Annotated in this window: 22 protein-coding genes; 15 read left to right on the forward strand and 7 right to left on the reverse strand. The window is 62.1% G+C overall.

Annotated elements, in window-relative coordinates:
- Positions 1-83 precede the first annotated feature (83 nt).
- On the forward strand, positions 84-419 hold the full coding sequence (locus ACYVNQ_RS14340; RefSeq protein ID WP_460903157.1) for a hypothetical protein: 336 nt from the start codon (positions 84-86) through the stop codon (positions 417-419).
- 126 nt (positions 420-545) lie between these two features.
- On the opposite strand, the gene ACYVNQ_RS14345 is transcribed toward ACYVNQ_RS14340, so the two are convergent.
- Positions 546-1,166 carry a TetR/AcrR family transcriptional regulator gene (locus tag ACYVNQ_RS14345; RefSeq protein ID WP_460903158.1) on the reverse strand — a complete coding sequence of 207 codons (621 nt, stop codon included), beginning with the start codon at positions 1,164-1,166 and terminating at the stop codon, positions 546-548.
- A gap of 154 nt (positions 1,167-1,320) precedes the next feature.
- Positions 1,321-2,352, reverse strand: a complete 1,032-nt coding sequence (locus ACYVNQ_RS14350; protein WP_460903159.1) for a response regulator transcription factor — start codon at positions 2,350-2,352, stop codon at positions 1,321-1,323.
- A gap of 440 nt (positions 2,353-2,792) precedes the next feature.
- Between ACYVNQ_RS14350 and ACYVNQ_RS14355 the strand changes: the two genes are divergently transcribed.
- Positions 2,793-3,221, forward strand: a complete 429-nt coding sequence (locus tag ACYVNQ_RS14355) for a PPC domain-containing DNA-binding protein (RefSeq protein ID WP_460903160.1) — start codon at positions 2,793-2,795, stop codon at positions 3,219-3,221.
- Here ACYVNQ_RS14355 and ACYVNQ_RS14360 read toward each other — a convergent pair.
- From ACYVNQ_RS14360 to ACYVNQ_RS14370, 3 genes are all read right to left on the reverse strand, one after another.
- Positions 3,218-3,532 carry a hypothetical protein gene (locus ACYVNQ_RS14360; protein ID WP_460903161.1) on the reverse strand — a complete coding sequence of 105 codons (315 nt, stop codon included), beginning with the start codon at positions 3,530-3,532 and terminating at the stop codon, positions 3,218-3,220. The two genes, ACYVNQ_RS14355 and ACYVNQ_RS14360, sit on opposite strands and share 4 nt — an antisense overlap.
- 103 nt (positions 3,533-3,635) lie before the next feature.
- Positions 3,636-5,732, reverse strand: coding sequence for a phosphocholine-specific phospholipase C (locus ACYVNQ_RS14365; RefSeq protein ID WP_460903162.1), 2,097 nt, complete (start codon positions 5,730-5,732; stop codon positions 3,636-3,638).
- Positions 5,733-6,547: 815 nt separating this feature from the next.
- Positions 6,548-6,970 carry a MarR family winged helix-turn-helix transcriptional regulator gene (locus ACYVNQ_RS14370; protein ID WP_460903590.1) on the reverse strand — a complete coding sequence of 141 codons (423 nt, stop codon included), beginning with the start codon at positions 6,968-6,970 and terminating at the stop codon, positions 6,548-6,550.
- A 327-nt stretch (positions 6,971-7,297) separates the two neighbouring features.
- On the opposite strand from ACYVNQ_RS14370, the gene ACYVNQ_RS14375 reads away from it, so the two are divergent.
- From ACYVNQ_RS14375 to ACYVNQ_RS14395, 5 genes are all read left to right on the forward strand, one after another.
- On the forward strand, positions 7,298-7,714 hold the full coding sequence (locus tag ACYVNQ_RS14375; RefSeq protein WP_460903163.1) for an organic hydroperoxide resistance protein: 417 nt from the start codon (positions 7,298-7,300) through the stop codon (positions 7,712-7,714).
- A gap of 431 nt (positions 7,715-8,145) precedes the next feature.
- A complete protein-coding gene (gene leuC, locus ACYVNQ_RS14380) occupies positions 8,146-9,576 on the forward strand; it encodes a 3-isopropylmalate dehydratase large subunit (RefSeq protein WP_460903591.1) in 1,431 nt (476 codons plus the stop codon).
- 24 nt (positions 9,577-9,600) lie between these two features.
- Positions 9,601-10,191: a 3-isopropylmalate dehydratase small subunit gene (gene leuD, locus ACYVNQ_RS14385; protein WP_460903164.1), complete on the forward strand. Its 591-nt coding sequence runs from the start codon at positions 9,601-9,603 to the stop codon at positions 10,189-10,191.
- A gap of 97 nt (positions 10,192-10,288) precedes the next feature.
- Positions 10,289-11,359 (forward strand): 3-isopropylmalate dehydrogenase, encoded by a 1,071-nt coding sequence (gene leuB, locus ACYVNQ_RS14390; RefSeq protein ID WP_460903165.1) that lies wholly within the window; start codon positions 10,289-10,291, stop codon positions 11,357-11,359.
- Between the two features lie 349 nt (positions 11,360-11,708).
- A complete protein-coding gene (locus ACYVNQ_RS14395) occupies positions 11,709-12,290 on the forward strand; it encodes a YceI family protein (RefSeq protein ID WP_460903166.1) in 582 nt (193 codons plus the stop codon).
- A 64-nt stretch (positions 12,291-12,354) separates the two neighbouring features.
- Here ACYVNQ_RS14395 and ACYVNQ_RS14400 read toward each other — a convergent pair whose 3' ends face one another.
- Complete coding sequence (locus ACYVNQ_RS14400; protein WP_460903167.1) at positions 12,355-13,770, reverse strand: MFS transporter; 1,416 nt, start codon at positions 13,768-13,770, stop codon at positions 12,355-12,357.
- Positions 13,771-14,197: 427 nt separating this feature from the next.
- Here ACYVNQ_RS14400 and gcvA point away from each other — a divergent pair, with 427 nt between their 5' ends.
- The 8 genes from gcvA (at position 14,198) to ACYVNQ_RS14440 (ending at position 25,337) form a co-directional block, all read left to right on the forward strand.
- A complete protein-coding gene (gene gcvA, locus ACYVNQ_RS14405) occupies positions 14,198-15,157 on the forward strand; it encodes a transcriptional regulator GcvA (protein WP_460903168.1) in 960 nt (319 codons plus the stop codon).
- Positions 15,158-15,178: 21 nt separating this feature from the next.
- The gene (locus tag ACYVNQ_RS14410; protein ID WP_460903169.1) at positions 15,179-16,474 is read left to right on the forward strand and encodes a LysR substrate-binding domain-containing protein; all 1,296 of its coding nucleotides are present in this window, start codon (positions 15,179-15,181) and stop codon (positions 16,472-16,474) included.
- A 110-nt stretch (positions 16,475-16,584) separates the two neighbouring features.
- Positions 16,585-17,166 (forward strand): VOC family protein, encoded by a 582-nt coding sequence (locus ACYVNQ_RS14415; RefSeq protein WP_460903170.1) that lies wholly within the window; start codon positions 16,585-16,587, stop codon positions 17,164-17,166.
- A 206-nt stretch (positions 17,167-17,372) separates the two neighbouring features.
- Entirely contained in the window at positions 17,373-18,836 is a 1,464-nt protein-coding gene (locus tag ACYVNQ_RS14420) for a TolC family outer membrane protein (RefSeq protein WP_460903171.1), read from the forward strand.
- Complete coding sequence (locus ACYVNQ_RS14425; RefSeq protein ID WP_460903172.1) at positions 18,836-20,599, forward strand: type I secretion system permease/ATPase; 1,764 nt, start codon at positions 18,836-18,838, stop codon at positions 20,597-20,599. The genes ACYVNQ_RS14420 and ACYVNQ_RS14425 overlap by 1 nt, the downstream gene beginning before the upstream one ends.
- Positions 20,596-21,975 (forward strand): HlyD family type I secretion periplasmic adaptor subunit, encoded by a 1,380-nt coding sequence (locus ACYVNQ_RS14430; protein ID WP_460903173.1) that lies wholly within the window; start codon positions 20,596-20,598, stop codon positions 21,973-21,975. Before ACYVNQ_RS14425 ends, ACYVNQ_RS14430 begins: the two co-directional genes overlap by 4 nt.
- A gap of 288 nt (positions 21,976-22,263) precedes the next feature.
- On the forward strand, positions 22,264-22,824 hold the full coding sequence (locus ACYVNQ_RS14435; protein WP_460903174.1) for a hypothetical protein: 561 nt from the start codon (positions 22,264-22,266) through the stop codon (positions 22,822-22,824).
- A 5-nt stretch (positions 22,825-22,829) separates the two neighbouring features.
- Positions 22,830-25,337, forward strand: a complete 2,508-nt coding sequence (locus tag ACYVNQ_RS14440) for a hypothetical protein (RefSeq protein ID WP_460903175.1) — start codon at positions 22,830-22,832, stop codon at positions 25,335-25,337.
- 102 nt (positions 25,338-25,439) lie between these two features.
- Here the strand turns inward: ACYVNQ_RS14440 and ACYVNQ_RS14445 are convergent, their stop codons facing one another.
- A complete protein-coding gene (locus tag ACYVNQ_RS14445; protein WP_460903592.1) occupies positions 25,440-26,741 on the reverse strand; it encodes a dicarboxylate/amino acid:cation symporter in 1,302 nt (433 codons plus the stop codon).
- Positions 26,742-26,866 lie beyond the last annotated feature (125 nt).

Raw genomic sequence — 26,866 nt, forward strand, 5'->3', positions numbered from 1 at the left:
GCCCGAAACTGATCCGCCCGCTTGATGAAATGCCGCTGGTTGAATGCCGTTTTACGAACCGAAGGGTTCCAGGAGACCGCACGATGAAGCCACGCATCACGTATCTTGCCGCACTGACGCTCAGCACGATGGCCGCGCTTGCCGGCTGCACGCAGATGGGGCCGGTGGAGTTTTCGACCACCGGTGCCGATGCCCCGATGAACACCGCCAGCGACGACCTCGATTTCGGCCCGATGGACCACTCGATTGCCTCGTGCAAATCAGAAGCCGGCAAAGCCGGTGCGGGACGCTGCACGCAGGTGCGCGCCTACGAAGCCTGCATGAAAACGCGCGGCTATATCACGCTGCTCGGGCCGGAAAATCCGCAGGGCTGCGGCGAACCGACGTGGGAACAGGATGTACGCAAATGGCTTAGATGAAGGCGAACCGGAACCGGCTGCCGGCCTGCCGCGGCGGTCGCTACAGGTTATAAGGGCGCTGTAGCTGTAGCCCATAGCCGTAGTAAAACGGTAGCCGTCAGGCGAGGCGCGTCGCGCGCCTCGCGCCTAGTCGAGCAGCGACATCGCCGCGTCGGCGGCCTGTCGCATCTGCGCGCGCGTGCGGCCGGTCTTGCCGATCACGCGCATGCCTTGCGCGATGCACAGCATCAGCCGTGCGATGGCTTCGCCGTCGAGGTTCTTGCGGATCGATCCGTCCTTCTGCCCGGCACGGATCAGATTGGCGAGCAGTATTTCGAGATTGCGCAATCCCGAGGTGACGCGCTGCGCGACGTCGTCTTCGAAGGTGGTCAGTGTGGCGGCGCTGCCCACCAGCAGGCAGCCGCGCTTGCCCTCGGCGCCGTGCGACAGGTCCGCGTAATGCGTCAGCACACCATGGATGATGTCGCGCGCCGGTTTGTCGCTGCTGACCACGCGCCGCAACTTTTCGACCCGCGCGGACTGCAGATGATCGAAAGCCGCCGTAAAGACCGACTGCTTGTCTTTGAAAGCCTTATAAACGCTGCCCGATGCCAGCCCCATCGCCCCGGTGAGGTCGACAATCGAGGTGGCGTGAAAGCCGCGTTCACTAAATACTTCGGCGGCTTTATCCAGCGCGGTGTCGATATCGAACTCGCGAGGACGGCCACGGCCTCTTGCCGGCGTGCGTCTGGCATTGATGTCGGTCATGCATGAATTATAAGGGATCGCGCGATCCCTTAGCCAGACGGATGCCTGGCCATTCAAGCAGTTAGCCCATTGCCAACAAATGCCCGATGTAATCGCACAGAATGAAATCTGATTGTCTTATCTATGTGCGGCATTTGTCAGTTTTCGCTAATTATCAACGTTTATTTTTTTGCCGGATCGGAGTAAGGCGCGATGGCGGCTTGCTCGATTCCATTGCACTGCGCAGCACGCGGTTTTCCTCGGTCTTTCTCTGCAACAAGGCTTGCAGATGCCGGATCTTCTCGACCGCTGCGCCTAGATCGGATACCAGCGTCGGCTGGCGATGCGCGCCGTTGATACGCAGCCGCTCGCCCGCCGGGCGGCGCGTCGGCCGCCGCGGCGGATGCGACGCCGGCTGCGGCGTCGAGTGCGGCGTCGGGTGCGGCGCCGGATGTGACGCGGCCGGTTGCGCCGCCACCGCGACAACGGCCGGCGCAGCGGCAGTGGCCAGCCGAAAGCCCTCGCCGCGCACCGTTTCGATTACGAGGCGCTCGCGCAGCGGCTCGAGCGCTGCGCGCAGCGCCTTCACATACACGTCGACGATACCGTCTTTCACCGCAGCACCGAACCACACATGGCGGATGATTTCCTTGCGCGACAGCACCTCGTACGGATTCTCGACGAACAGACGCAGCAGCCTGTAACAGGTCGGCGCCATGCGCAGTTCAGTCTGCTCGCCGTCCTGGCCGGTATCCGCCAGTACGCGGCGCGCGTCGAAGTCCATCGTCAGTGCGTCGACGCAGGCGCGGCTGCGCACCAGTGCGCGCGGCACCGGGCGCAACACGACCTGCACGCGCGCGACCACCTCGCGGATGCCGAACGGCCGCCGTACATAGTCGTCCGCGCCTGCGTCGAGCGCGCGGATGCATTCTTCTTCGCCTGCGCCCTGCTCGCCGAGCACGATAACCGGCAGGCGGCTGGTCGCCGCATGCAGGCGCAGTTCGCTCAGCAGCGACATGCCCGACGCGTCGGGCAATTTCCAGCGCAACAGGACCGCGTCCGGACGATCCTGCTCGATCATCAGGTTCGCCCGTTCTATCGAAAATGCCGCAGTCGGTTCATGGCCTGCGAGGCGCATCTCATTCCACAAGACCTCCGCCTCGGCCGTATCCCATTCGACAATCAGAACTTTTGCAATCGATCCCATATCCGCGAAGCGCCACTCGTCTACCACGCTTCGGCGCAGCTGCGCCGAACCTGTTGCGGCCACGTATAAGCGGGCCAATACATCCGGTCATCCAGACAAATACGAACCGGTGCGAATTACCACCCGCGAACAGCCCGCTTCCATTACGGAAACGCATCTTCCCTAATTTAACGAAGTCTGCCGCGAGCAACGACGCCGCTATATGCGCACGCCGGACGACGCGCTTGCCCGATGCCGGGAAATGCCTAGAATCGCAGTATCTGCATCAACGGACGCCACCTCAAAACAGTGGTGAATTGATGCCTGAGCAAAACGCTGTCGGAAATAAGAACAACCGGGCATGCGCAATATTCCCGATGCATGACAGTGCACCGCCGCGCAGGCTCGCGCGGCGTACATGAACATGTAAGGATGCGTGCTCTCTGTCGTGGAGCCAAACGATGCAAGCCTGCCCTTTACGCCTCGCGCCAGGCGATGACCTGCGCGCGACACTCGAACAATCGCTGGCGCGTCTGCATGTGCAGGCAGCGTTCGTGCTGCAGGGAATCGGCAGCCTGTCGTGTGCGCAATTGCGCTTTGCAGGCATCGATGAGCCGACCCGCTTCGGCGGAGATTACGAAATCCTGACGCTTGGCGGTTCGCTGTCGCCCGACGGCGCACATTTACATATGTCGATCGCCGATGCACAGGGCAACGTGTCCGGCGGACATGTGGCGCCGGGTTGCATCGTGCGCACCACAGCCGAAGTGCTGGTGGTGCTGTTACCGGCGCACGCGTTTTCGCGCCGGCTCGATGCGCAGACGGGTTTCGCGGAACTGGCGATCGCACCAGCCGCGCCGCAGCAGCATGAACTACCTGCGGGCCGCTAGTCGTCCACCGTATGAATGACCGGCGGCAGCAGCGCGCCCGAGGCCGGCTGCGCTGACGAAGTAGCGGCCCACGGCGCCGGCGGCAAACCGGTCGGCGTGTCGCTGCTGTTCATGGTGGACTGACTGGTTCCCGAATCTTGCACCGCCGCGCCGGAAGCTGCGTTGTCAGAAGCCGCGTTATCGGCCGACGCGCTGCCGCCATCGCCGCAAGCCGCAACCAGCAGGCACGCGAGCAGCACCGCGAAGCGGCGCCAGTTGAACGATACGTAGCGCAGAATGCTCTCCTTGCAAGGGCGGCCGGCTCGCTTCACGCATCAACGCCATGCGCCGCGAGCCGGCCTGATTACTTCTTCTGTCTGTCTCCCGCCTCACAGGCGGCCGCATCAACCTCGATACAGCCGCCTGCCTCCTGCATCAGCCCAGCGCCGGATCCGACATGCTTTCGCGGCCCGTTTCGACGTGGCCCGCGATACGCCATTGCGCATCCGTATCGATGTCGACCGTGATCGTCAGGTCGTACCAGCCGTCCGACTTGCGCAGGTCGACCGTCACCGTTTCGGTGTCGTCGGAGCGCACGCGCAGATTGCCGTCGATCTTCGCGTTGTGATAGGCGCTGACCACCTTGAAGTTGCAACGCTCGTTGCTGCCGTTCTTCAGACGCAGTTGCAGGTTGCCGTTGGCGACGTCGAAGCCGTCGGCGATCTGCAGCACGCCGCCGTTATGACGGCGCGTCGAATCGGCCACACCGACAAAGCGGCGCAGATAGCCGTTCGGACCGAACACCGAGAAGTCGAACTTGCCGCCCGGCGCGAGCATCAGCTTGTCCGCGAGGTCCTTGCCCTTCTCGACCGTGTAGCTGCGCGGCAGATCCGACGGATTGCCCGAGTACACCAGGAAGTTCACGCCGGCATGGCCCGTGTTGGTGAAATGCAGGTGGAAGCCGGTGCCGTCCTCGGTCACCTTGCCGCGCACGAAGAACTCGTACGGCAGCGCGCGCGCCGGACGCTGACCCGGTTCCTGAACCGGCATCGTCTGCGTGCCCGGCAGAGCCGGCACGACGCTCGGGTGACGGTTCTTGTCCGCCGGGAACGTGGTGGCCGGCAGTTGCGGGAAGCTGCGATTCGGGTTCTTGAAGTTGAACGCCGAGGTCAGGTCGCCACACACCGTACGGCGCCACGGCGAGATGTTCGACTCGTGCAGGTTGCCGTTGCGGCCAAAACGCTTCTCGATGAACTGGATGATCGACGTGTGATCGAACAGTTCCGAACACACGTAACCGCCCTTCGACCACGGCGAGATCGCGATCATCGGCACGCGCGGTCCGAGCCCGTAAGGGCCGGCCGGGTTGCTGCCGGCGCCCGGGTAGAACTCGTTGACGGTCGACACGGTCGACTTGCCGGTATCCGGCGTCGACGATGCGAACGGCGGCGCGATGTGATCGAACAGGCCGTCGTTCTCGTCGTACGTGAGCAGCAGAACCGTCTTGCTCCACACTTCCGGATTCGCCGTCAGCGCCTGCAGCACCTGGTCGACATACCACGCGCCATAAGCCGGCGGCCAGTTGCCGTGTTCCGAGAACGCTTCCGGTGCCGTGATGTAGGACACCTGCGGCAGCTTGTTGTCCATCACGTCTTTACGCAGGATGTCGAAGTAGCTGCCGGTATTGACCACTTGCGTGCCGACGCGCGTCGCTTCGAACAGCGGGCTGCCCGGCTGTGCGTTCTGGTATTGCTTGAAGAACAGCAGCGAGGTGTCGCCGAAGTTGCCGATGAACGGATTGTCGTCGTCGCCCCAGCCGGTCGACGGATTCAGGCCCGTGCCTTCGTCGTGATAGACCTTCCACGTGATGCCTGCCGACTGCAGCTTTTCCGGGAACGTGCTCCACGAATAGCCGGCTTCCGCATTGTCGATCACCGGGCCGCCGCCGCTACCGTCGTTGCCGACCCAGCCGGTCCACATGTAGTAGCGGTTCGGATCGGTCGGCGTCATCGATGCGCAATGGTACGCATCGCAAATCGTGAACGCGTCGGCCAGCGCGTACTGGAACGGGATGTCTTCACGCGTCATGTAGAACATCGTCGTGGTGCCCTTGACCGGCACCCACTGGTCATAACGGCCCTGGTTCCATGCAGCGTGCGTACCGACCCAGCCATGGTCCAGATCCTGTACGAACTGCGAACCAAGGTTCGGCAGGTTCGGGCGGAACGGCAGCAGATAGCCGTCGGGCGTCGAGGCCGGCTGGTAGAACGCCGACTTGCCGCTCGGCAGCGGAATCGCGCGCGTGTCGCCAAAGCCGCGCACACCACGCAGCGAGCCGAAGTAGTTCTCGAACGAACGGTTTTCCTGCATGAGCACGACGATGTGCTCGACGTCCTCGATCGTGCCTTTGGCGTTGTTCGCGGGAATGGCCAGTGCCTTCTGGATTCCGAGAGGCACGGTTCCGAGTGCAGTGGCGGCGCCTGCTGCTTGAGCAGCGGCACGCAGGAAGTCGCGTCGGCTATTTGAAGTCATTTTGTGTCAAGCATCCTTTGGGGGGGAGGGATACGACTGGAAATGCGGCTTTGCACCTGGCTTACATGCTGACCGCTTTTCATCTGTGCATGGACGAGCTGCAAGGTCGAGCACGAGAAATCATCCGCAAGGGTGGGCGAGAAAAATGACTTTCTCGTGGCAATCTGTGTACGTAAAAAAATTGGATGAATCGCGCAAAGCCACGCCGTGCCTGGCGTTGCGGTATACGGAGTGCGTACGGCAAGTGCTTGTGTTGTTTAGGTTTACTTCCGAGCCGACGATGTTTTTCTTAATGCGCTTTGCATGTCGAAATGGCCTGTTCGGGCGTTTTTAGCCAGCACGCATCGAGATTCGGTGCTTTCCCTGGTGTTCGTGTGATTGGCTTGCTGTTATTCGCGCGCATTCCAGTTTCAAGCACGGCGAATCACGCGGCTAAATGCCGGCTAAACGTCGGTTGGCGCTATGTGGCGATTTTTGGCAAGGCAGGTGGTGAACCGATCGAACAACGGTTCCCAGACCGGATTTTTGACATCGCTGTCGAGGTCGCTTGCACGTTTGGTGTGCAGCTTTTCCTCGAGCGGGTGTATTGCAATCGAATGAATCGAAAGCAGAGGGAAAGAAAATCGACGCTTCGTGATGCCTGGTTTTGGTGCCCGGTTTTAGCCTGGCTCTCAGGTCTGCTCACCGGTCGCATCACGCTGGTCGCGTCAACAACTTGCGAGGCAGTGACTGCCTACGCAAACGATGATGGTGTCGCAATACGCGTCGAGGGGCTGCACGCTGCACACGAGCGCACCGCCCCGCTCACACCGGTGTCACTCGTCCGGGTGGACCGACTTGATCAGGTTGTCGCGCAACGCGACTACCGCCTTCTGCAGCTTCGGAAACTCCTCCGCAGTCAGACCGGTCGCATTGAACAGGCTCTTGCCCAGTGCGTTCTCACGCAGACGGCGGCCTTCTTCGGTCAGGCTCACCAGCACCTGACGCTCGTCGGATGGGTCGCGCTGCCGGCGCAGATATCCCATCGCCTCGAGCTTCTTCAGGATCGGCGTCAGCGTATTCGACTCGAGAAACAGCTTCTCGCCGAGCGCGCTGACCGTCAGGCTGCCGCTCTCCCACAGCACGATGACGGCGATGTACTGCGTGTAGGTGAGGCCCAGTTCGTCGAGGATCGGCCGGTATGCGCGGCCGAATGCGAGGTTGGCGGAGTAGACGGCAAAGCACAGGTAGTCGGCCAGCCGCTGTACTGCCGGGTCCGACGCATCGGCTGCGGCGGCCGGCTCACCGGCCTTGAGCGGTTCGACGGACCCGCGGGCGCTGCTGGCCTTCGCGGCCTTGCCGCGTGCGGCAGGTTCGGGCGGTGTGACGGGTGGGGTGTGACGTGGGGTCTTCATAAGAATTCTCTCGGTGGCCATCAGTGGCAACATTCTCGCGATGATATCTCGGATGCGATTAAATCGAAAGTGCTTGACTTTCCGTCACACCTCGATAATCATCCACGCAACCGATTAGATCGGATACGATTCAAATATAAGCCCACTGTCCACCTTCACAAGGAAGCCGTCATGTCCCGTATCGAGAAAGTGCTGTACACCGGCAAGACCCACACCACGGGCGGCCGCAACGGCTCATCGCGCAGTTCGGACGCGCGCCTCGACATCCAGCTGTCGCCGCCGGGCAGCAGCGGCAGCGGCACCAACCCGGAGCAACTGTTTGCCGCCGGCTGGTCGGCCTGCTTTATCGGTGCGATGGGACGCGCGGCCACGTCGCTGCAAGTCACGTTGCCGAAAGACGTGGCGGTCGATGCCGAAGTCGATCTCGGCACGGCTGGCAGCGAGTATCTGCTGCAAGCGCGCCTGAACGTCAGCCTGCCTGGCCTCGCAGCGGATGTCGCGCGCGCCGTGGTTGAAGCCGCGCACCAGTTGTGCCCGTATTCAAAGGCTACGCGCGGCAACATCGACGTCGTGCTCAACGTGGTTTAAGCAGCGCGGCCGGTCTGCGTTCGCCGATGTCAGGCGTACTGTGAGGCCGCCGCGCGTTTTGTAACGCACCCCGCTCGCACGACACGGCCCATTTCCTGGACACCTGAAGCATCCGCCGGAGCCCCACTGCATCGACAACGCGGCTCCGGCGTTGCATTTCGCTGCCCGCTGCCCGCTGCCCGCTGCCCGCTGCCCGCTGCCGCGTATGCAAACACATCGGCACACGAGCACCCACACCTCTGCCATGACATTTCCACATAGCGACCATGATGTATTGGTCGTTGTCACGCGGCTGCGGATCAGTATGATCGGACCGTATCAGCAGGCGCTCGCAGCACTCGCAGCCGGCGTCGCGCAATGACACCCGCTTCCGGTTCGCCCGCACATTTATTCCGCACGCGGCGCCTGCCGTTCGACCGTCCGGAGACACGATCATCGCCACCCCATCTGCGCGCCATCCAGCGACGCTGTTCGACAAGATCTGGCAGCAGCACTGCATTGTCGAGCGCGACGACGGCCAGAACCTGCTGTACGTCGACCGTCATCTGCTGCAGGACGGCTCCGCGCCCGCCTTCGAGATGCTGCGCCAGCGCAAGCTCGCACCACGCGTGCCGGCCCGCGCCTTCGCGACGCCCGATCACTACGTGCCGACCGCCAACCGCGACCTCGCGACCATCGCCGACGCGGAGAAGCGCAGCATGGCCGACGCGCTGCGCACCGACAGCGCGAGCGCCGGCATCCGCTTCTTCGGCCTCGACGACCCGCGCCAGGGCATCGTGCACGTGGTCGGTCCCGAGCAGGGCCTGAGCCAGCCGGGCATGCTGATCGTCTGCGGCGACAGCCATACGTCGACGCATGGCGCGTTGGGCGCGCTCGCGTTCGGCATCGGCGCAAGCGAGGTCGCGCACGTGCTGGCCACGCAGACGCTGTGGCAGCGCAAGCCCAAGACATTGCGCATCACCATCGACGGGCGGCCAGCCGCGGGCGTAGCCGCGAAAGACATCATCCTCGCGGTGATCGCGCGCATCGGCGCGGCCGGCGCGACCGGCCACGCGATCGAATATGCCGGTGCGGCCATCGAGGCGCTATCGATGGAAGGCCGCCTCACGGTGTGCAACATGTCGATCGAAGCCGGCGCGCGCGCGGGCATCATTGCACCCGACGACACCACCTTCGCGTACCTCGAGCAGCGCCCGTTCGCACCGGCCGGCGCCGCATGGGACGAAGCCCTTGCGCGCTGGCGCACGCTGACAAGCGATGCCGACGCGCAGTTCGACCGCGAAGTACGCATCGACATCGGCTCGCTCGCGCCGATGGTCACCTGGGGCAACAGCCCGGAAGACGCGCTGCCGATCACCGCGCGCATTCCCGACCCCGCCGACGCGCCGAATCCGGAACGCCGCGAAGCGATCGCGCGCACGCTCGACTACATGGGCCTGACGCCGCGCGCGCCGTTGAACAGCGTGAAGATCGACCGCGCCTTTATCGGCTCATGCACCAATGGGCGCCTCGAAGATCTGGAGGCCGCCGCCGCGGTGGTGCGCGGGCGCAAGGTCGCCCCGCACGTCGAAGCCTGGGTCGTGCCGGGCTCGGGGCTCGTCAAGGAAGCGGCGCAGGCGCGCGGCCTGCATCGCGTGTTCGAGGAGGCGGGCTTTCAGTGGCGCCACGCGGGTTGCTCGATGTGCCTCGGCACCAACGGCGACCAGGTGCCGCCGGGCCAGCGCTCGGCGTCGACCACCAATCGCAATTTCGTCGGCCGCCAGGGGCCCGGCTCGCGCACGCATCTGATGAGTCCGGCGATGGTTGCCGCCGCCGCGCTGAGCGGTTACCTGACCGACGTGCGCGAACTGCTGGCGCGCTAGCAACGCCGCACGCGGAGAGCATCGATGGAAAAACTTTCGTTACTGGATGCGGTCGCGCTGCCGATCGCGCGCGCCAACGTCGACACCGACCAGATCGTGCCGGCCCGCTATCTGCAAAAGCCACGCAGCGCGGACTTCGGCTCGTTCCTGTTTCGCGACCTGCGCTTTCGCGACGACGGCCGCGAAGTGCCGGGTTTCGTGCTGAACCAGGCGCCCTACCGCTCGGCACGCATCGTCGTCGCGCAGCGCAACTTCGGCTGCGGCTCGTCGCGCGAGCACGCGGTGTGGGCGCTGTACGACTACGGCATACGGGCGGTGATCGCGCCGAGCTTCGGCGATATTTTCGCTGCCAACGCTGCAAAAAACGGCCTGCTGACGATCGCGCTGGAGGACCAGGCGGTGAGCACGCTGATCGCGCTGCTGCAGCGCACGCCGGGCTTGCACCTGCGCGTCGATTTGCCGGCACAGCGCGTCGCGTTGCCGGGCGGTACGGACTTTCCGTTTGAGATCGGCGCGTATCTGAAGAACTGCCTGCTGGAAGGACTCGACGAGCTCGACTACACGTTATCGCAGATGGCGAGCATCGAAGCATTCGAGCGCAGCTATCGATACTGAACCAGTCGTTACAGAACAAAGCGTCCGTCACCTTTGCATCACTGACCTTTGCGCGTCCCAGCCAGCGCCGGGACCGCCTCATTCACGTGGAGCCCCGATGAAGATAGCGATACTGGCCGGCGACGGCATCGGCAAGGAAGTCACTGCCGAAGCCGTCAAGGTGTTGAAGGCCGCGGTCGACCCGACCACCCGACTCGAACTGGTCGAAGCGCCGATCGGCGGCGCCGGCGTCGCTGCGGCGGGCGACCCGCTGCCGGACGAAACCCTGGCGATCGCGCGCGGCGCCGATGCGATCCTGTTCGGCGCGGCCGGCGAACCCGGCGACGAAGCGCTGCCGTTCATGCAACGGCCCGGCGCGAGTCTGCTGCGGCTACGCAAGGCACTCGACCTGTTCGCGAACTTCCGGCCGGCGTTTCTGCTGCCCGAGCTAGCCGGTGCTTCGACGCTGCGCCCCGAAGTGGTCGCGGGCCTCGACCTCGTGATCCTGCGCGAGCTGACCGGCGACCTGTACTTCGGCGAGCCGCGCGGCATCAGCGTCGATGCGAGCGGCCAGCGCGTCGGCATCAATACGATGCGCTACACGGAGGCCGAGATCGAGCGGATTGCGCGAGTTGCGTTCGAAACCGCGCGGCGCCGCCGCAGCAAGGTATGCTCGGTCGACAAGGCAAACGTTCTGGAAACGATGCAACTGTGGCGCGACGTGGTGACGCATGTGTCGCGCGATTATCCGGATGTCGAACTATCTCATCAGTTCGTCGACGCGGCGGTGATGATGCTGATGCGCAATCCGCTGCAATTCGACGTGATCGTCACCGGCAATGTGTTCGGCGACATCCTGTCCGATGCTGCGGCCATGCTGACCGGTTCGATCGGCATGCTGCCGTCGGCGTCGCTCGCGCACGATCGCAAAGGCCTGTACGAACCGGTACACGGCACCGCGCCAGACATCGCCGGCAAGAATCTCGCGAATCCGCTAGCCGCGATTCTCTCCGTCGAAATGATGCTGCGCCATTCGTTCGATCAGAACGCTGCCGCCGATCGCGTACGCGGCGCCGTGCGCAAGGTGCTTGCCGGAGGCTACCGCACCGGCGATATCCATGAGGCAGGCATGAAGCGCGTGGGAACCGCGGAAATGGGCGATGCGGTGGTCGCGGCGCTGCGTGGCTAGCAGGCGCACGTCCGCGCAGGTGGACCATTGCCGCATCGCCACGCGTGTGCGTCTTGCATAAGATGTTGGCTGCAATCGAAAACCGTGCTGATTGGCATCAGCGCGGTTTTTTATTATGCATGGCGGATGATGCGGCTCGCGTTGTCGATACAACGCGCATCACTCGGGCAATTGACCCACAACGCATGTCGATACGCAGTCACGATTTACGTCACCAGCGAAACGATCTGTTCACTTTCGCACCGCTATTCAAGCTATGGTGCGACCACTACCATTCGGCCTCATTGCTTGCGTTGGCATTCGCGCAACTGCTCGATCACCCCCGATGCGTAAAACCCAGGAGAACCCAATGAAAAAAGCGCTCCCGATGATGGCAGCCGCATTGCTGGCGGCCGGCGTCAGTGCGACGGCCGCGGCAGCCGACACTTATCAGCTGGATCCGAGCCACACGTACCCGAGCTTTGCGGCCGACCATTTCGGCGGCGTGTCGGTATGGCGCGGCAAGTTCACGAAGAGCAGCGGCACGGTCACGCTCGATCGCGCCGCGAAAACCGGCACCGTCGACGTGACCATCGACATGACCTCGATCGACACCGGCAACGACAAGCTGGACCATCATCTGCAGACGCCGGAATTCTTCGACGCCGCGAAGTACCCGACCGCGGTCTACAAGGGCACGAAGATCCGCTTCGACGGCGACACACCCGTTGAAGTAATCGGCACGCTGACGATGCACGGCGTCACGAAACCGCTGAACCTGAAGCTCGAGTCGTTCAAGTGCTATCAACACCCGATGCTCAAGCGTGAGGATTGCGGCACCGAAGCGACTGCCACGTTCGATCGTGGCGATTTCGGTGTGGATTACGGCAAGACGTATGGCTTTAGCCTGAAGACCACGCTGAATATTCAGGCCGAAGGCATCAAGCAATAAGTGTCGGCGCTTACGGTGTTTGCCGCGCTTACGCTGTCGCGGTGACAGCGTAAGCACCGTATCGTCAGCGCGAAATCTCTTCGAGCCGCCGGTTCAACGTACGCGGCCCAAAGCACCCGACGGTCACCATCATCGCCGCCATTGCCGCGCCGATAAACATCGCGACACCGAGCGTGCCGCCCTTGTGCAGAAAAAACCCGATCAGCAAGCCGGCGAACGCCGCACTCACACGGCTCCACGAATAGACGAAGCCGACCGCACGCGCACGGATGCGCGTCGGATACTGCTCGGCCTGGTAGCCGTGAAACACGAACGAGATCCAGTTGACCGACAGCGTCACCATCACGCCGAGCGCGACGATCGCCACCGCATCGGTCTGCAACGCGAACAGATACATGAACACCGCGATGCACAAGCCGGCCCACACGATCTGCCATTTGCGCTCCATCCGGTCCGCGATCAGGATGCCGAACAGCGGCCCAACCGGATTGGCCAGTGCGATGATGAACGCATACTGCAGGCTGGTCGTGATGTGGATGCCCTTGGCGATCAACAGCGTCGGCACCCATGCGCTAAACCCGTAAAACGCGATGGTCTGCATCAGGTTGAAGATCGACAGCACCAGCGTGCGTTTGCCGTAAGGCGCCTTCAGCAGCTCGCTGAATTTGCTGTCCGCGCGCTCCGGCACCGCCACCACCACGACCGGCGGCAGCGGCTGGCCGTTCAGGTCGCGCATCACGCGCGCCTCGATATCCTCGATCACGCGCCGCGCGCGTTGTTCTTCGCCATGCAGCGCAAGCCAGCGCGGACTCTCCGGCAGCCCAAGACGCATCCACCACGCAGCGAGCGCACCGGTCGCTGAAATCAGCGCGACCCAGCGCCAGCCGTCGATGCCGAACGGACTGATCGGCACCAGCAGCCAGCCGAGCAGCGCGACCACCGGCACGATCAGGAACTCGATGAACTGATAGAACGCGAACGCCTTGCCGCGCCCTTGCGGCGGCACGAGCTCGGGCAGAAACGTATCGATCGTGATCTGCTCGAGCCCGACGCCGATCGCCGCGATGAAGCGCCACAGGTCGACGCCTGCCGTGGTCTGCTGGAACGCCATCACGACGGTCGCGATCGAGTACCAGACCAGCGCGAAGGTAAAGATCGAACGGCGCCCCAGCCGGTCGGCGATAAAGCCGAAGCCGAGACAACCCACCCACATGCCTGCAAAGGTGCAGAACACGAAAAAGCCGACACCGCTGATGCCGAACAGTCCCACCGGCGAATTCGCAAACAGGCCGCTTTTCACGAGGCCCGGCGCGATATACGCGGTCATGAACAGATCGTAGAGCTCGAAGATACCGCCAAGCGAAATCAGGAACACCATTCGCCAGATGGTTCGCGTGAACGGCAGACGGTCCAGACGCGCGGCGACTTCGGCCGCGAACTGCGGTGCCGCGACGGACTGCTTGCTGACGAGTGCTTGCATGCGCTTGCATCCTTGCAGAAGACAGCGTTCCGGCGCATGCGCCGGGCGTATGAATGCGTTCGCGACAGACGCGCGAGCGCCGGGCTGCGGCACGGTTTTGCGTGGCAGCAATCGGCGCGCCGCACGAAACCGCGCGACGCGGTCAGTCAGTCATGAGTTTTTGGCTACGCCGCGGCGGCATGGCGCGGGCGAACAGCCGGCGAACGGCGAAACGGGATTGGCGGTAGCGATGGGTGTCTCCATGTCGGGATGATTTTTTCGAACCCCGCGGGCCGCTTCGATGCGAGCGGCATCCTGTCATGCAGTGTGCGGCGCAATGCGCCGCCACGCTTGTCTGTCTCCTGATGTGAACCGATGATACCGGTTCCTGGCCGCCCGGCAACCACCGATATATCATGGCTGACCCGCGTAAAACTCATGGCAGACGATGCGTAGAAAGCTTCCCCCGCTGAATGCGCTGCGCGCGTTCGAAGCCTCCGGCCGCAGCATGAGCTTCACTGCTGCCGCCAGAGAACTGCTCGTCACGCAAGGCGCGGTGAGCCGGCACGTCGCCGGCCTCGAGGAATGGCTCGGCGTGCAACTGGTGGTGCGCACGCAGCGCGGCATCGAACTGACCGAGCGCGGCGCCGGCTATCTGCGCGTGCTGACCGGCGCGCTCGATCAGATCGACTATGCAACGCGCAAGTTGCGCGACGACCCGCAAGACTCGATGCTGCGCCTGAAGCTGCCGCCGACCTTCGCGATCCGCTGGCTGGTGCCGCGCCTCGCGCGCTTCCATTCGCTGCATCCGAACCTCGAGGTGCAGATCACCAGTTCGCATCAGACCGCCAATTTCGAGCGCGAAGACGTCGACGTCGTGATTCACTCGGAACAGCTCGACAGCGTGACGCCGGGCTACCGGCGCGTGCTAGACGAAGTGCTGGTGCCCGTGTGCAGCCCGGCGCTGCTCAAGCGCGGGCCGCCGCTCGCGGTGCCGCGCGACCTCGCCGCGCATGCGCTGCTGTCGTCGCTGCATCGCGCCTCCGACTGGACCACGTGGCTCAACGCCGCGGGCGTCGCCGATCTCACGCTGGCGGGCGGCATCCAGTTCGACAACGCGGCGCTCGCCTATCAGGCCGCCGTCGACGAACTCGGCATCGTGATCGCACAGCAGGCGCTGGTGGCCGACGACCTGCGCAGCGGCCGGCTGGTCGCGCCGTTCGCGCTGCGTGTGCCGCTTGCCAGCGCGTATTGCGTCGCGCATCATCCGGACCGCGGCAATACACAGCGCGTGAGCGCCTTCGAAAGCTGGCTATTCGACGAAGCCGCGCGCGACGCAGCCGACCTGCAAGCAGCGCAACTTCAAGCGGTTGAGCCGCAAACGTCCGACACGCGCGGCCGGCACTGACGCAACCGCGCCTTCCCCCTCATGACAGCAAAATCCCACCGCCCGCCTACGCACGCTGCGCACACGAGTTCCGACCTGCTGAACCTCGGGCACCTGCACGTGTTCGTGCGTGTCGCGCAGCTTGGCAGCGCGACGCGTGCCGCCGAAGCGCTGTATCGCGCGCAGTCGGCAGTCACGCGCGCGATCCTCGAACTCGAGCACGCGCTCGACGTGCCGCTGTTCGAGCGGCATCCCACCGGCATGCTGCCCACCGCCACCGGCCGTGCGGTGCTGGAACGCGCGCAACGCGTGTTCGGCGAACTCGAAACGCTCGCCGCATGGTGTGCGGCACGTCAGCCGGCGCGGCGTCTGAACGCACCGCAGGGCGTGCCGTCGTCGTTGCTGAACACGCGCCGCCTGCAACTGCTGGTCGAACTCGCGCGCCACCGGCACATGCCGAGCGCGGCGCGCGCGCTCGGCATCAGCCAGCCGGCAGTCAGCAGCGCGATCCGCATTCTCGAAACCGGCGCGGGCTTCGCGCTATTCGACCGCAACGCGCGCGGCCTGCAGCCGACACCGGACGGCGAGACTTTCGTACTGCACGTGCGCCGCGCGTTGAACGAGCTGCGCCACGTGCCCGACGACGTCGCCGCACTGCAAGGCACGATTCGCGGCCATGTCGCGGTCGGCGCGCTGCCGCTCGGCCGCACGCTGATCCTGCCCGCCGCGGTGGCGCGCGTGGCCAATGCATTTCCGGGCGTGCGCATCGTGACCGACGAAAGCGCCTATGAAACGCTTGCGGCCGGCTTGCGCGCGGGCGACATCGACTTCATTCTCGGCGCGCTGCGCGAGCCCGATCCGGCCAGCGGCCTCGTCACCGAGACACTGATGTCCGAGCCGATGGTGGTGCTGGCGCGGCCCGGCCATCCGCTTAGCGGGCAGCGCAGGCTGACGCTCAGGCAAATGGCGGACGTACGTTGGGTACTGCCGCGCAGCCATTCGCCGGGCCGCGCTATTCTGGACGCGTTGTTCGAGCACAGCCGGCTCGCGCCGCCGGAGCCGGCCGTGGAAACCGCCGACCTCGCGATGATCCGCGGGCTGCTGCTGCAGTCGGACATGGTCGCGGCGCTATCCGCGCATCAGATGCAGTACGAGTGCGAAGTGGGCCAGCTCGCGGTGCTCGACGTGCCGATGCCGAACACGGAGCGCGACATCGGCCTGACGCTGCGCGCGTTGGCGGAACCGTCGCCGGCCGCGCGCAAGCTGATCGACGCGATCCGCGAGGTCGTCGCGCAATCGATGCCGGGCGACGCTGCAGTGCAGCACAAGGCGCACTGAAGGCTAGCCACACGAAGGAATAAATACCGGCACCCACGTGTTGAGGGTTCAGTGACCGGATTTCAATCGTGCAGGCACCTGCCTGAGCGGAACAATGAATGGAGGAACGAATGGACACGACCCTTTCGAACGGCAAGCGCGCGCCCTTGAAGCAGCTCCCGCTACGCATGCATCACCACGCGTTCACCACCGACGACCATGAGGCCAACCGGCGCTTCTACGAAGACATCCTCGGCATTCCGCTGACGGCAATGTACATCGAGAAAGAGTTCATCCAGGGCGAATGGGTCGAACTGGGCCACGCGTTCTACGCGCTGCAGGACGGCAGCGCACTCGCGTTCTTCAACTTTGCAGACCAGAACAAGCAACGCGCATGGAAGGCACGCGAGCAGTCGATCTTCGTTCACCTTTCGCTACTTGTCGAAGCGGACACGCAGGCGGAGCTGAAGGAACGGATCGCCGCGGCGGGCCTTGGATCGTTTGTGCTCGAGCATGGCTTTTGCACATCGCTGTATGTGAAGGATCCGAACGGCCTGCTGATGGAGTTCACCGTCGATCACCCGGATGCACTGGCGATCGCCGCGGAGATGGCCGAGCGTGCGCAGCAGGATTTGCGGCAGTGGGTGGCGGGCGACCGGACGCCAAATAACCGTTGGCGGCCGGATGTGACGGGTGAAAACGCTGGCGGCTGAAACCTTGGTTGACACACGTGGCCGAAGTTAGCTTCGGCATACGTACCATCTGCAATACCTGATAGCGGCCCGCCCACAGCGGGCCGTTGCATTTTGTGAACCCGAAACCGGCTTGAATTTTCTTGGCTCGACTTGCGCTTTAAGACTTGTCTAATTTGCATTAGCCCCTCTTTTCAATACTCTTGCGTCCCACGCACGAACAAGAGATGAAAAACGATGGCAGATGTAGCAGGCACATTCGAAACACGTTGGACCTGTCCTGGCAGTCCAACTGCAACGCGGCACTTTGCAGGCGCACCGTGTGCAATGCAATGAGGGCGATCGCCGGAACGCTGCTGATCGCCTGGGTGAGCGCCGCGCAGGCATCCAGTCTGGCCAGTCTCGCAAGCGACGCGCTCGCCGGAGATGCCACCTTCAACAGCGCAGAAGCAAGCTGGCGTGCGGGGATCGAAAAAGCCCCACAGGGTCGGGCGGGTCTCCTGCCGCAAGTCGGGATACAGCAGGTTCTCTACCGCAACGGCATCAGCATTCCGGGGCAAACGATACCCCGCTATTCGACCAGCGGCTTCACCGTTACGCTGAATCAGCCGCTCTTCAATTGGGCCGGTTGGGAAGCGTGGCAGCAAGGCAAACTGCTCGCGATGGATGCTGATCTCGCATTGGCGCAAGCGAAACAGGACTTGCTGCTGCGCGTTTCCCAGGCCTATCTGGATGCATTGAACGCGCAGGACGACCTCGCGCTCGCCATCAACCACCGCAAGGCCGTCGCAGAACAACTCGCGCTCGCTCAGCGCCGCTTCGCGCTGGGCGATGCGACCATTGTCGATACGAACGAGGCACAGGCCGGCTTCGATCTCGCCCACGCCGATGAGATCGCGGCTCAGACGCAGCTCGACACGACCTACGCGGCCCTCCAGAAGATCGTCGGTCACCCGGTCGACAGGGTCGACGGATGGCGCGACGATGTGCGTCTACCCCCGGTGGAGCCGGCCGATCTGGAACAGTGGACGAGCATGGCCGCTACCGCGGCTTACGACGTCCGCAGAAAAATGCTCGCAACCCAGCTTGCCAGCCGCGAACACGGCAAGGCACGCGCCGGCGACTACCCCACGGTAGCACTGGTCGGCGATGTCAGTAACGGCAACGCGGCGTTCATCAACGGCCAGACCAACTTTTACACGGGTGCGAAACGCGGCACGGCCGGCTACGTCGGTATCCAGATTTCGTTGCCGCTCACCGATGGCCTGCTGACCCGCAGCAAGATTCGCGAAGCCCTCGCACTGGAAGACAAGGCCCGCGACGATCTCGACGACGCGCAACGCAGTGCCGGGCTAGCGGCCCATGACGCGTATCTGGGCGTCACACGAGGATTGGCCCATACGGGTGCGCTCGCAACCGCCGTGCGGTCCGCCAATGTCGCGTTGCGCTCGAACCAGACCGGCTACCGGGTAGGCGTTCGGGTGAACGCAGATGTGCTCGACGCAGCAGACAAGCTCTACCGGGCCCAACGCGACCTCGCACGAGCCCGTGCCGAGACGCTCGTGCAAGCGCTGAAACTGAAGGCAAGTACCGCCGATCTCGCTGAAGCCGACCTGGCCGCCCTCGACACGCTGCTGGTCGAAGCCCCGCCGGCCTCGCCGCCACTGCCCAGCGCTCAGGCGGTGCACTGATGCTTCATCTGATCAAACGCCATCTACTGGTAGCGGCGGCATTCGGCATAGCATCCAATCTGCTTGCGCTTACGCCGACCGTCTATCTGCTCCAGGTCTATGACCGCGTGCTGCCAAGCCAGAGCCTCGAAACCCTGATGATGCTGATGGCCTTCATGGTGATTGCACTCGGCTTGAATCTGGGCGTCGATATCGCCCGTAGCCGGATCTTGTCTGACCTGGGTCTGCAGATCGGCAACCGGCTCGATCGGCTGGCATTGCAGGCGCAAATTTCGGCTCACGCTCATCGGCTGCCGCCACGGGCTATCGCAAGCCAGGGCGACATCAACCTGCTGCGGACGTTTCTCGCCGGATCAGGCGTGATCGCCTGTTTCGACGCACCCTGGCTGTTGGTCTATCTGATCGTCATCGGCCTTTTCCACTGGATCCTCGCACTGATCGCGGTGCTCAGCGCGTGCGTGTTGGTCTGCGTCGCGCTGGTCAACGACCGGCTTAGTCGACAGACCATCCAGTCGTACCTCGCGCGGCAGCGCGAAGGCGACATGTTCTACCAGCAGATCGTGCGCAACGCCGACGTGTCGACCGTGCTTGGCATGGTGGATAACCTGGTGGATGCGTGGGATGCGCGCAAGCGCGATTACATCGCCGCGCAGCGCGACGTATCGGACAGCAGTGCGCTCTATCGCGACGTGACCAAGGGGCTACGGCAAGCGATTCAGGTAATCATGATGGCAGCGGGCGCCGGACTTGTTATAGCCGGCCACGCGACGCCAGGCGTAATGCTCGCCACGACGATCCTGCTTGGCAAGGCACTGGCGCCGATCGAACAGTTGATCGGCAACTGGAAACAGGCCGGCGAATTGCGCGAAGCATGGCCTCGCCTCGATAAGTTACTCGCTGCCCAGATCGACGCGCAACCCATTGCACTACCGCCACCGACCGGTGAAGTCCGCGTCGAGCAGCTTGCCTTCAGCGTGCCTTCGCGGACGCCGGGGATGGGACGGCTGCTGCTGCGCGGCATCGATTTCACGCTGGCTGCTGGCCAGACTCTTGTCATCACGGGCCCCAGCGCCTCCGGCAAGTCAACCTTGCTGCGCGTCATCGCCGGGGTGTGGCGGCCCCAGGCCGGCGCGGTGCGGCTAGACGGTGCGGATGTGGCGCAGTGGCCCAGACAGTCGCTTGGGCGATATCTCGGCTACGTGCCGCAGGATGTCGAACTGTTTGCTGGCACCGTTGCGGAAAACATCGCGCGCAGCGCGAAGCCGCTGCCACTCGATTCAGCCGCGATCGTCCGCGCGGCACAGCGCGCGGCGGTTCACCGGATGATCCTGGACCTGCCCGACGGCTACGAGACGTTAATCGGCGATGCGGGGGAATTGCTGTCCGGTGGACAGCGCCAGCGGATTGCCCTTGCGCGCGCATTGTACGGCGCGCCCGCCGTGTTGTTACTCGACGAACCTAACGCGAGTCTCGACACCGAAGGCGAAACGGCACTCGACGAGGTACTCCGGCAGTTGAAGGCCGACGGTGTGACCATCATCGCGGTGACTCACCGGCCATCGCTGATCGAACTTGCGGACCGGCTGTTGCGGCTGAGGGCGGGCCAAATGGAACAGTTTGGACCGCCGCCCAGTGCGCATCGGGTCGGCAGCGGTTCGCCCGTACCAGCCGCCGTTGATCTCACCATGCTTCGGGCCAACCACTCTTCGCTTCAGGCGGCTCGCGTGCCAAGTGTCGAACCACTGACAGGAGACACGCGATGAGACCGTTCAATTCGCTGTGTCGCCTGCGCGAAATCGTGCAGCGCGTATGGTCCGATTCCGCGACATCCGACGCCAACACGTTGCCGCTGCCGCGCCGGCTGATCGCCGTGAGTATTGCGGGCGTCGTCGTGGGGCTCGGTTTGCTGTGGGGCTGGGCAGCACTTGCGCCACTCTCCGGCGCCATCGTCGCAGAAGGCGCCGTGCGCACACAAGGCGAACGCAAGACGGTGCAGCATCAGGAAGGCGGCATCGTGAAGGACATCCTGGTCAGAGACGGCGACCGGGTTAAAGCCGGCCAGACGCTGATCGTGCTAGACAACGTGATCCCGGCGGCTGAACTGTCCGCATTGCAGGCGCAATTCGACGCCGAACAGGCGAAGATCGCGCGGCTGTCGGCCGAGCGCGAGTTGAAGGACACGCTGACGTTTCCGGCCGCGCTCGTCAGCCAACGTGGCGATCCACGCATCGCCGAACTGCTGGAGCGCGAACTATCGCTGTTCGCAGCACGTCGCCGCACCTTCGTCGACCAGAGCGCGATGCTGCGTACTGAACTTGCCGAGACGCGGCAAGAGATTGCACTCAGCTCGCAACTGGTCCAGACCATGAGCCGCAGTCACGAGATGGCGAGCCAGCAGCGGCGGACCAACGAAGCGTTGCAGCAGGAAGGGTTCGTGGCTGAAACGAAGGTGCTCGATTTGCAGCGCGCCGAGGCCGATGCGTTATCGCGAGTCCAATCCGGCGCCGCCGATCTCAGCCGCGCGAAGCAACGGCAGACCGACCTCGAATTGCGCATCGCCGGGCTGCGCAACGACTATGTGAAGACCGCCGACGACGAGCTCAAGGAAGCCACCAACCGGGCGGTGCAGATCGGTGAGCGGCTTCGCCCTGCGCACGATCTGTCGGCGCGTACGCGAGTGAGCGCACCGGTTGCCGGCGTTATCGTCGGACTGAAGGTGCATACGATCGGCGCAGTCGTCGGGCCTCGCGAACCGATTGTCGATGTCGTGCCGGACGGCGCGCCGCTCATCGTAGAAGCGAACATCCGGCCCGACGATGTGAGGGGGATCGCGCTGGGAAGCCACGCCGACGTGCGGCTGACGGCGTACAACTCGCGCACCACACCGATGCTTGACGGCCAGGTTACCTACATTTCCGCGGATGCATTGACCGATAGCGACAAGCACGCCCATTTCTATGTGGTGCGGGTTGAGGTGTCGACTCAGGCGTTAGAGAAAGCTAACCGGCTCGCGAGGGAGACGGTCGTGCTCGGGCCGGGACTTCGCACTGAAGTGTATATCCGCAAGCATGCGCGCTCGGCATTTGATTATCTGCTGGAACCGGTGAGAGATGGAATTCGTAAATCGATGCGGGATTGACGCCGCATGTGCACCAGGTTTTCAACGATGTCTATTTAGGCGATCTGTGATGAAAATGAGAATGTCTGGAGGTTTATCGATACCTCTATTACTACTGGCAGGTATTGGGTCGCTCAAGTCTGGTCATGCGCAACAAGCACCTTGCCCCGAATCTGGATGCCGATCGCCTGATGCGAAATGGAAATCAACTTAATCCAGAGGTTCTCGTATATCAACAATGGCTTCGGATGACTACTCTCTTTCGAATACACCAGGATATTTTTAAATTTCAAAATGCATAAATTCCGAATGAAAAACGTCACGCTTGCCTTGATCGAAGTGACCGTCATTCTGCTCGGAGCCTGTTCATCTTTACCGATCGACCAATTGCCTCCGCGTACACCACGCGATTTTTTGCTCGACATCAAGTCTGTTGCCGATGCGGATGATCTTGCCGATGTCGATCGTGTCGCGCGGCAACTAAGAATCAATCTGGTTCCTGAACCCGAGAAAGCCGTCTATGACGCAGACGGAACAACCCTCCTCGGCTATGTAATCGACGTCAAAGAAAAAGGAGCGACGAAGGAATATCGATCACAGAATTTTCAATATTCAATATTTACCCCCGTAAATCGCCACTTTAAAAGGCTTCGAATTTCCATATCAGTCAACCCAGACACACTTTGCGTCACATCGACCGATCTCGTCAATCAATTTGGAGAATCCACACGATATCGAGATCCACATACCTCATCAGTCGGGTACACATACAAAAATGCAAAAAATGCGAAAAGCGAAAGCTATTTTCGCTTCGAAGAATATGGGTGTCTTTATAAATTTGGATTTTTCATAACCACCGAACAAGGATAAACAAGATGGCAGTTATCACTGGCAAGGAATCGATGTTCTCCAATGTCAAATTGACCCAGACAGAAATCGACTTGATCAATCTGAGCCCAACGCTTGTCGACCAGCTTTTAAAGTACGACAGAGACGTAGCAACAAACCAGGTTGGCGCTATCCAAATAAGGAAGGATGGCCAGGGAATAGATTGGGACTCCAACGGGAAGGTGATCGAGTTTGGGAAATATGGCAATACGACCTACGATCAACTCGATCCGCGTATCTTCGTTGGCGTGTTGAGCCATGAGATCGGACATTACATAAATGATGCGCATGACAGCGCGATCAATACTCAGTATGCCTCCGCCATGCGCAATGATTTCGATCTGGCGGCAATTATTGGTGTGAACATGGAAGCTGAGGCTGCCTATAACAACTGGCTAATTGCCCGTGAAATCGTCCAACATGGGGGACAGCAAATCACCGTACTGGGCGACCGCCCCGATTATGCTACTACGCCGGGCTATGACATGAACGGCATGTTGACGAAGATGTATGAGGCTAATATCGGCAAGATGTCGGCAGATGCTTTGAAGCAGAGCATGATTCAAGCGGCTGGAGGCTATCTGGCACAAGCAAATCCGGGCGGCACACCGGGAATGACATACTATCAATACTATGGGTCTTCTTACGGCGCGACATCAAAGCATCTCGCTCAGGCTCCAATCATCAACCTTACCTATACATTCGATTTCACAAGCGGACTCGTCAAATCCGTTGTGTTCACGTTTTCAACCGGTCAACAACAGATCAGTCAATACGAGGGTACGGCGTTAAGCACGGCACTGCTATACGGCGCAAACGGGCAGATTGCCGAATATGCAAAATATGCCGCCAGCGGCTTCAAAACCCTGGACATCTTCTACGGTTCGAATGGCAAGGCGACGCAGCAGTACAACTTCAACCTCGACAACAGCTTTACCAAGTACGACTTCAGCGCCGATGGCTCGCAGACCGCGGCGCTGTACGGCACCACCGGACAGATCACCGAATACGCCAAGTTCAACGCCAGCGGCTTCAAGACACAGGACATCTTCTACACCAACGGCAAGATGACCCAGGAGTTCGACTTCAAGCTGGACAACAGCTACACGAAGTACGATTTCAGCGCGGACGGCTCGCAAACCGCAACGGTGTACGGCACCACGGGCCAGATCACCGAATACGCAAAATTCAACGCCAGCGGCTTCAAGACACAGGACATCTTCTATACCAACGGCAAGATGACCCAGGAATACGACTTCAAGCTCGACAACAGCTACACGAAGTACGATTTCAGCACCGACGGCTCGCAAACCGCAACGGTGTACGGCACCACGGGCCAGATCACCGAATACGCAAAATTCAACGCCAGCGGCTTCAAGACACAGGACATCTTCTATACCAACGGCAAGATGACCCAGGAATACGACTTCAGGCTCGACAAGAGCTACACCAAATACGATTTCAGCGCCGACGGCTCACAAACCGCAACGCTATACGGCACGACTGGCCAGATCACCGAATACGCAAAATTCAACGCCAGCGGCTTCAAGACACAGGACCTCTTTTACACAAACGGCAAGATCACCCAGCAGTACGACTTCAGGCTCGACAACAGCTTCACGAAGTACGACTTCAGCGCCGACGGCTCACAGACTGCGACGCTATACGGCACCACGGGCCAGGTCACTGAATACGCAAAGTTCAACGCCAGCGGCTTCAAGACACAGGACATCTTCTACACGAACGGCAAGATGACCCAGCAATACGACGTCAAACTCGACAACAGCTTCACCAAGTACGACTTCAACGTGGACGGCTCACAGACAGCGACGCTGTTCGGCGTCAACGGCCAGGTCACCGAGTACGCGAAATACACCGCCAGCGGCACCAAATCGCAGGACATCTTCTTCGGCGCGGACGGAAAGGCGACCAAGCAGATCGACTTCAACCTCGATGGAAGCTACGCTTCGCATGTGTTTAACAGCAACGGCTCGCAGTTCGCGGCGCTCTTCGGCACCAACGGCCTGATGACCGAGTACGCGACCTTCGACGCCAGCGGTTTCAAAACCCAGGATATTTACTACGGTGCGAACGGCAACGCGACGAAACTGTACGACTTCTCCATCGATGGTAGCTATGCCTCGCACACCTTCAACGGATCACAGGAACTGGTCGGTCTGTTTGGCACCAACCACATCATTCACGATTATTTCCAGTACTCGTCCGGCAATCTGTTCGAGCGCGACCTGTTCGATGGCCTGGGTCGTCAGACCGAGGCCGATCGTTTTAACTCTCTCGGCAAGCTCACCGGGTTCTCAAAGTTCACGTACAACAACGACGGTACGTACTTTTCGAGCTCCTACGACTCAGCAGGTTACCTGACGGCGCAGTCCAAATACTCCGGCGACGGAACGCTGATTCAGAACAACAGCATTTACATTCCCGGCAGCAGCAGCCTCCCATTCGGCAACCTGGCCTGGAGTCTTCAGATCTGATCCGCCTTAAAGCACACGTAACTCACAGTCCGTAGTGACACATACCGCTGCGTCCAATGGGCGCGGGTAGCAGCTCCCGCAGCCCATCGGTTTAAACCGCCATCAAGGCGCCCGCCCCTTCATCACCGCATCCAGCTTGTCGCGATCAAGCTCCTTCTCCCACGCAGAAACCACCAGCGTCGCCACGCCATTCCCAATGGTGTTGACGATCGCGAGCCCAGTACCCATAAAGCGGTGAATACCAAGAATCAGCACCATCCCCGCCACCGGAATCACCGGAAACACCAGCAGCGTCGAGGTCAACATAATGAACGCCGCACCGGCCACGCCGCTCGCGCCCTTCGACGTGATCATCGCAACCAGAATCAGCGTCAGCTCCTGCGACCACGACAAATCGATATTGAACGCCTGCGCGATAAACAGCACCGCCATCGTCAGATAGATATTGGTGCCGTCGAGGTTAAACGAATAACCTGCCGGAATCACCAGCCCTACTACCGGCTTCGAGCAGCCAAGCCGTTCGAGCTTCTCGAGCATCTGCGGCAGCGCCGCTTCCGACGAGCTGGTGCCAAGCACGATCAGGATTTCTTCGCGGATATAGCTCATAAAGCGAAAGATGCTGAACCCCATCAGGCGCGACACCAGCCCGAGCACCACCACAATAAAGATCACCAGCGTCAGATAGAACGCGCCGATCAGCTTCAGCAGCGGCAACACCGAACCGACACCGTACGTGCCGATCGTGAACGCAATCGCGCCGAATGCGCCCAGCGCGGCCACCTTCATGATGATGTGCACGACGCCAAAGAACGTATGCGCAATACCGCTGATGAAATCGCTAACCAGTTTGCCGCGGTCACCAAGCGCCGCAAGCGCGGCGCCGAACAACACCGATACCAGCAGGATCTGCAGCACGTTACCGGTCACGAACGCGTCGCTGACGGTGTTCGGAATGATGTGCATCAGAAAGTCGACGGTGTTCTGCTCGTGCGCCTTGGTCGCGTAGCCCGCGAGCGCAGACGTATCGAGCTTGGCCGGATCGAGATTGAAGCCCGCGCCCGGCTTCAGCAGATGCCCGGCAATCAGGCCGATGATCAGCGAGAAGGTCGACACCACTTCGAAATAAAGCAGCGCCTTGCCGCCCACCCGGCCCACTTTCTTCATATCGCCCATGCCGGCAATGCCGGTCACGACCGTGCAGAAGATGATCGGGCCGATCACCATCTTGATCAGCTTGATAAACGCATCGCCGAGCGGCTTCATCTTCACCGCCAGTTGCGGGTCGAAGTGGCCGAGCGCGACGCCGATCAGAATCGCAATGAAAACCTGCACGTACAGCTGCCGGTAAAACGGCAGCTTTGCCTTGTGTGTCACCGCCGTGGGTGTGCCCGCATTCGCGTTCATTGCGGCACCTGCTGGCGCCGCACGCGGCATTGACGATTGTTGCATGACCCCATCGTGTGTCTCCTCCAAACTGGATGTGTACCGCGGCCTCTCGCAGGGCCGTCGGTTGCGGCCCCCGACAAGAG

The organism is Paraburkholderia jirisanensis (assembly GCF_054782355.1).

What these genes read in the sequence shown, in the direction of transcription:
- ACYVNQ_RS14440 (WP_460903175.1), top strand. Translation starts at nt 22,830, where the DNA reads ATGGCAGTTATCACTGGCAAGGAATCGATGTTCTCCAATGTCAAATTG.
- ACYVNQ_RS14430 (WP_460903173.1), top strand. Translation starts at nt 20,596, where the DNA reads ATGAGACCGTTCAATTCGCTGTGTCGCCTGCGCGAAATCGTGCAGCGC.
- ACYVNQ_RS14425 (WP_460903172.1), top strand. Translation starts at nt 18,836, where the DNA reads ATGCTTCATCTGATCAAACGCCATCTACTGGTAGCGGCGGCATTCGGC.
- leuB (WP_460903165.1), top strand. Translation starts at nt 10,289, where the DNA reads ATGAAGATAGCGATACTGGCCGGCGACGGCATCGGCAAGGAAGTCACT.
- ACYVNQ_RS14375 (WP_460903163.1), top strand. Translation starts at nt 7,298, where the DNA reads ATGTCCCGTATCGAGAAAGTGCTGTACACCGGCAAGACCCACACCACG.
- gcvA (WP_460903168.1), top strand. Translation starts at nt 14,198, where the DNA reads ATGCGTAGAAAGCTTCCCCCGCTGAATGCGCTGCGCGCGTTCGAAGCC.
- ACYVNQ_RS14400 (WP_460903167.1), bottom strand. Translation starts at nt 13,770, where the DNA reads ATGCAAGCACTCGTCAGCAAGCAGTCCGTCGCGGCACCGCAGTTCGCG.
- ACYVNQ_RS14350 (WP_460903159.1), bottom strand. Translation starts at nt 2,352, where the DNA reads ATGGGATCGATTGCAAAAGTTCTGATTGTCGAATGGGATACGGCCGAG.
- leuD (WP_460903164.1), top strand. Translation starts at nt 9,601, where the DNA reads ATGGAAAAACTTTCGTTACTGGATGCGGTCGCGCTGCCGATCGCGCGC.
- ACYVNQ_RS14365 (WP_460903162.1), bottom strand. Translation starts at nt 5,732, where the DNA reads ATGACTTCAAATAGCCGACGCGACTTCCTGCGTGCCGCTGCTCAAGCA.
- ACYVNQ_RS14345 (WP_460903158.1), bottom strand. Translation starts at nt 1,166, where the DNA reads ATGACCGACATCAATGCCAGACGCACGCCGGCAAGAGGCCGTGGCCGT.
- ACYVNQ_RS14415 (WP_460903170.1), top strand. Translation starts at nt 16,585, where the DNA reads ATGGACACGACCCTTTCGAACGGCAAGCGCGCGCCCTTGAAGCAGCTC.
- ACYVNQ_RS14445 (WP_460903592.1), bottom strand. Translation starts at nt 26,741, where the DNA reads ATGAACGCGAATGCGGGCACACCCACGGCGGTGACACACAAGGCAAAG.
- ACYVNQ_RS14435 (WP_460903174.1), top strand. Translation starts at nt 22,264, where the DNA reads ATGAAAAACGTCACGCTTGCCTTGATCGAAGTGACCGTCATTCTGCTC.
- ACYVNQ_RS14340 (WP_460903157.1), top strand. Translation starts at nt 84, where the DNA reads ATGAAGCCACGCATCACGTATCTTGCCGCACTGACGCTCAGCACGATG.
- ACYVNQ_RS14395 (WP_460903166.1), top strand. Translation starts at nt 11,709, where the DNA reads ATGAAAAAAGCGCTCCCGATGATGGCAGCCGCATTGCTGGCGGCCGGC.
- ACYVNQ_RS14420 (WP_460903171.1), top strand. Translation starts at nt 17,373, where the DNA reads ATGAAAAACGATGGCAGATGTAGCAGGCACATTCGAAACACGTTGGAC.
- ACYVNQ_RS14355 (WP_460903160.1), top strand. Translation starts at nt 2,793, where the DNA reads ATGCAAGCCTGCCCTTTACGCCTCGCGCCAGGCGATGACCTGCGCGCG.
- ACYVNQ_RS14410 (WP_460903169.1), top strand. Translation starts at nt 15,179, where the DNA reads ATGACAGCAAAATCCCACCGCCCGCCTACGCACGCTGCGCACACGAGT.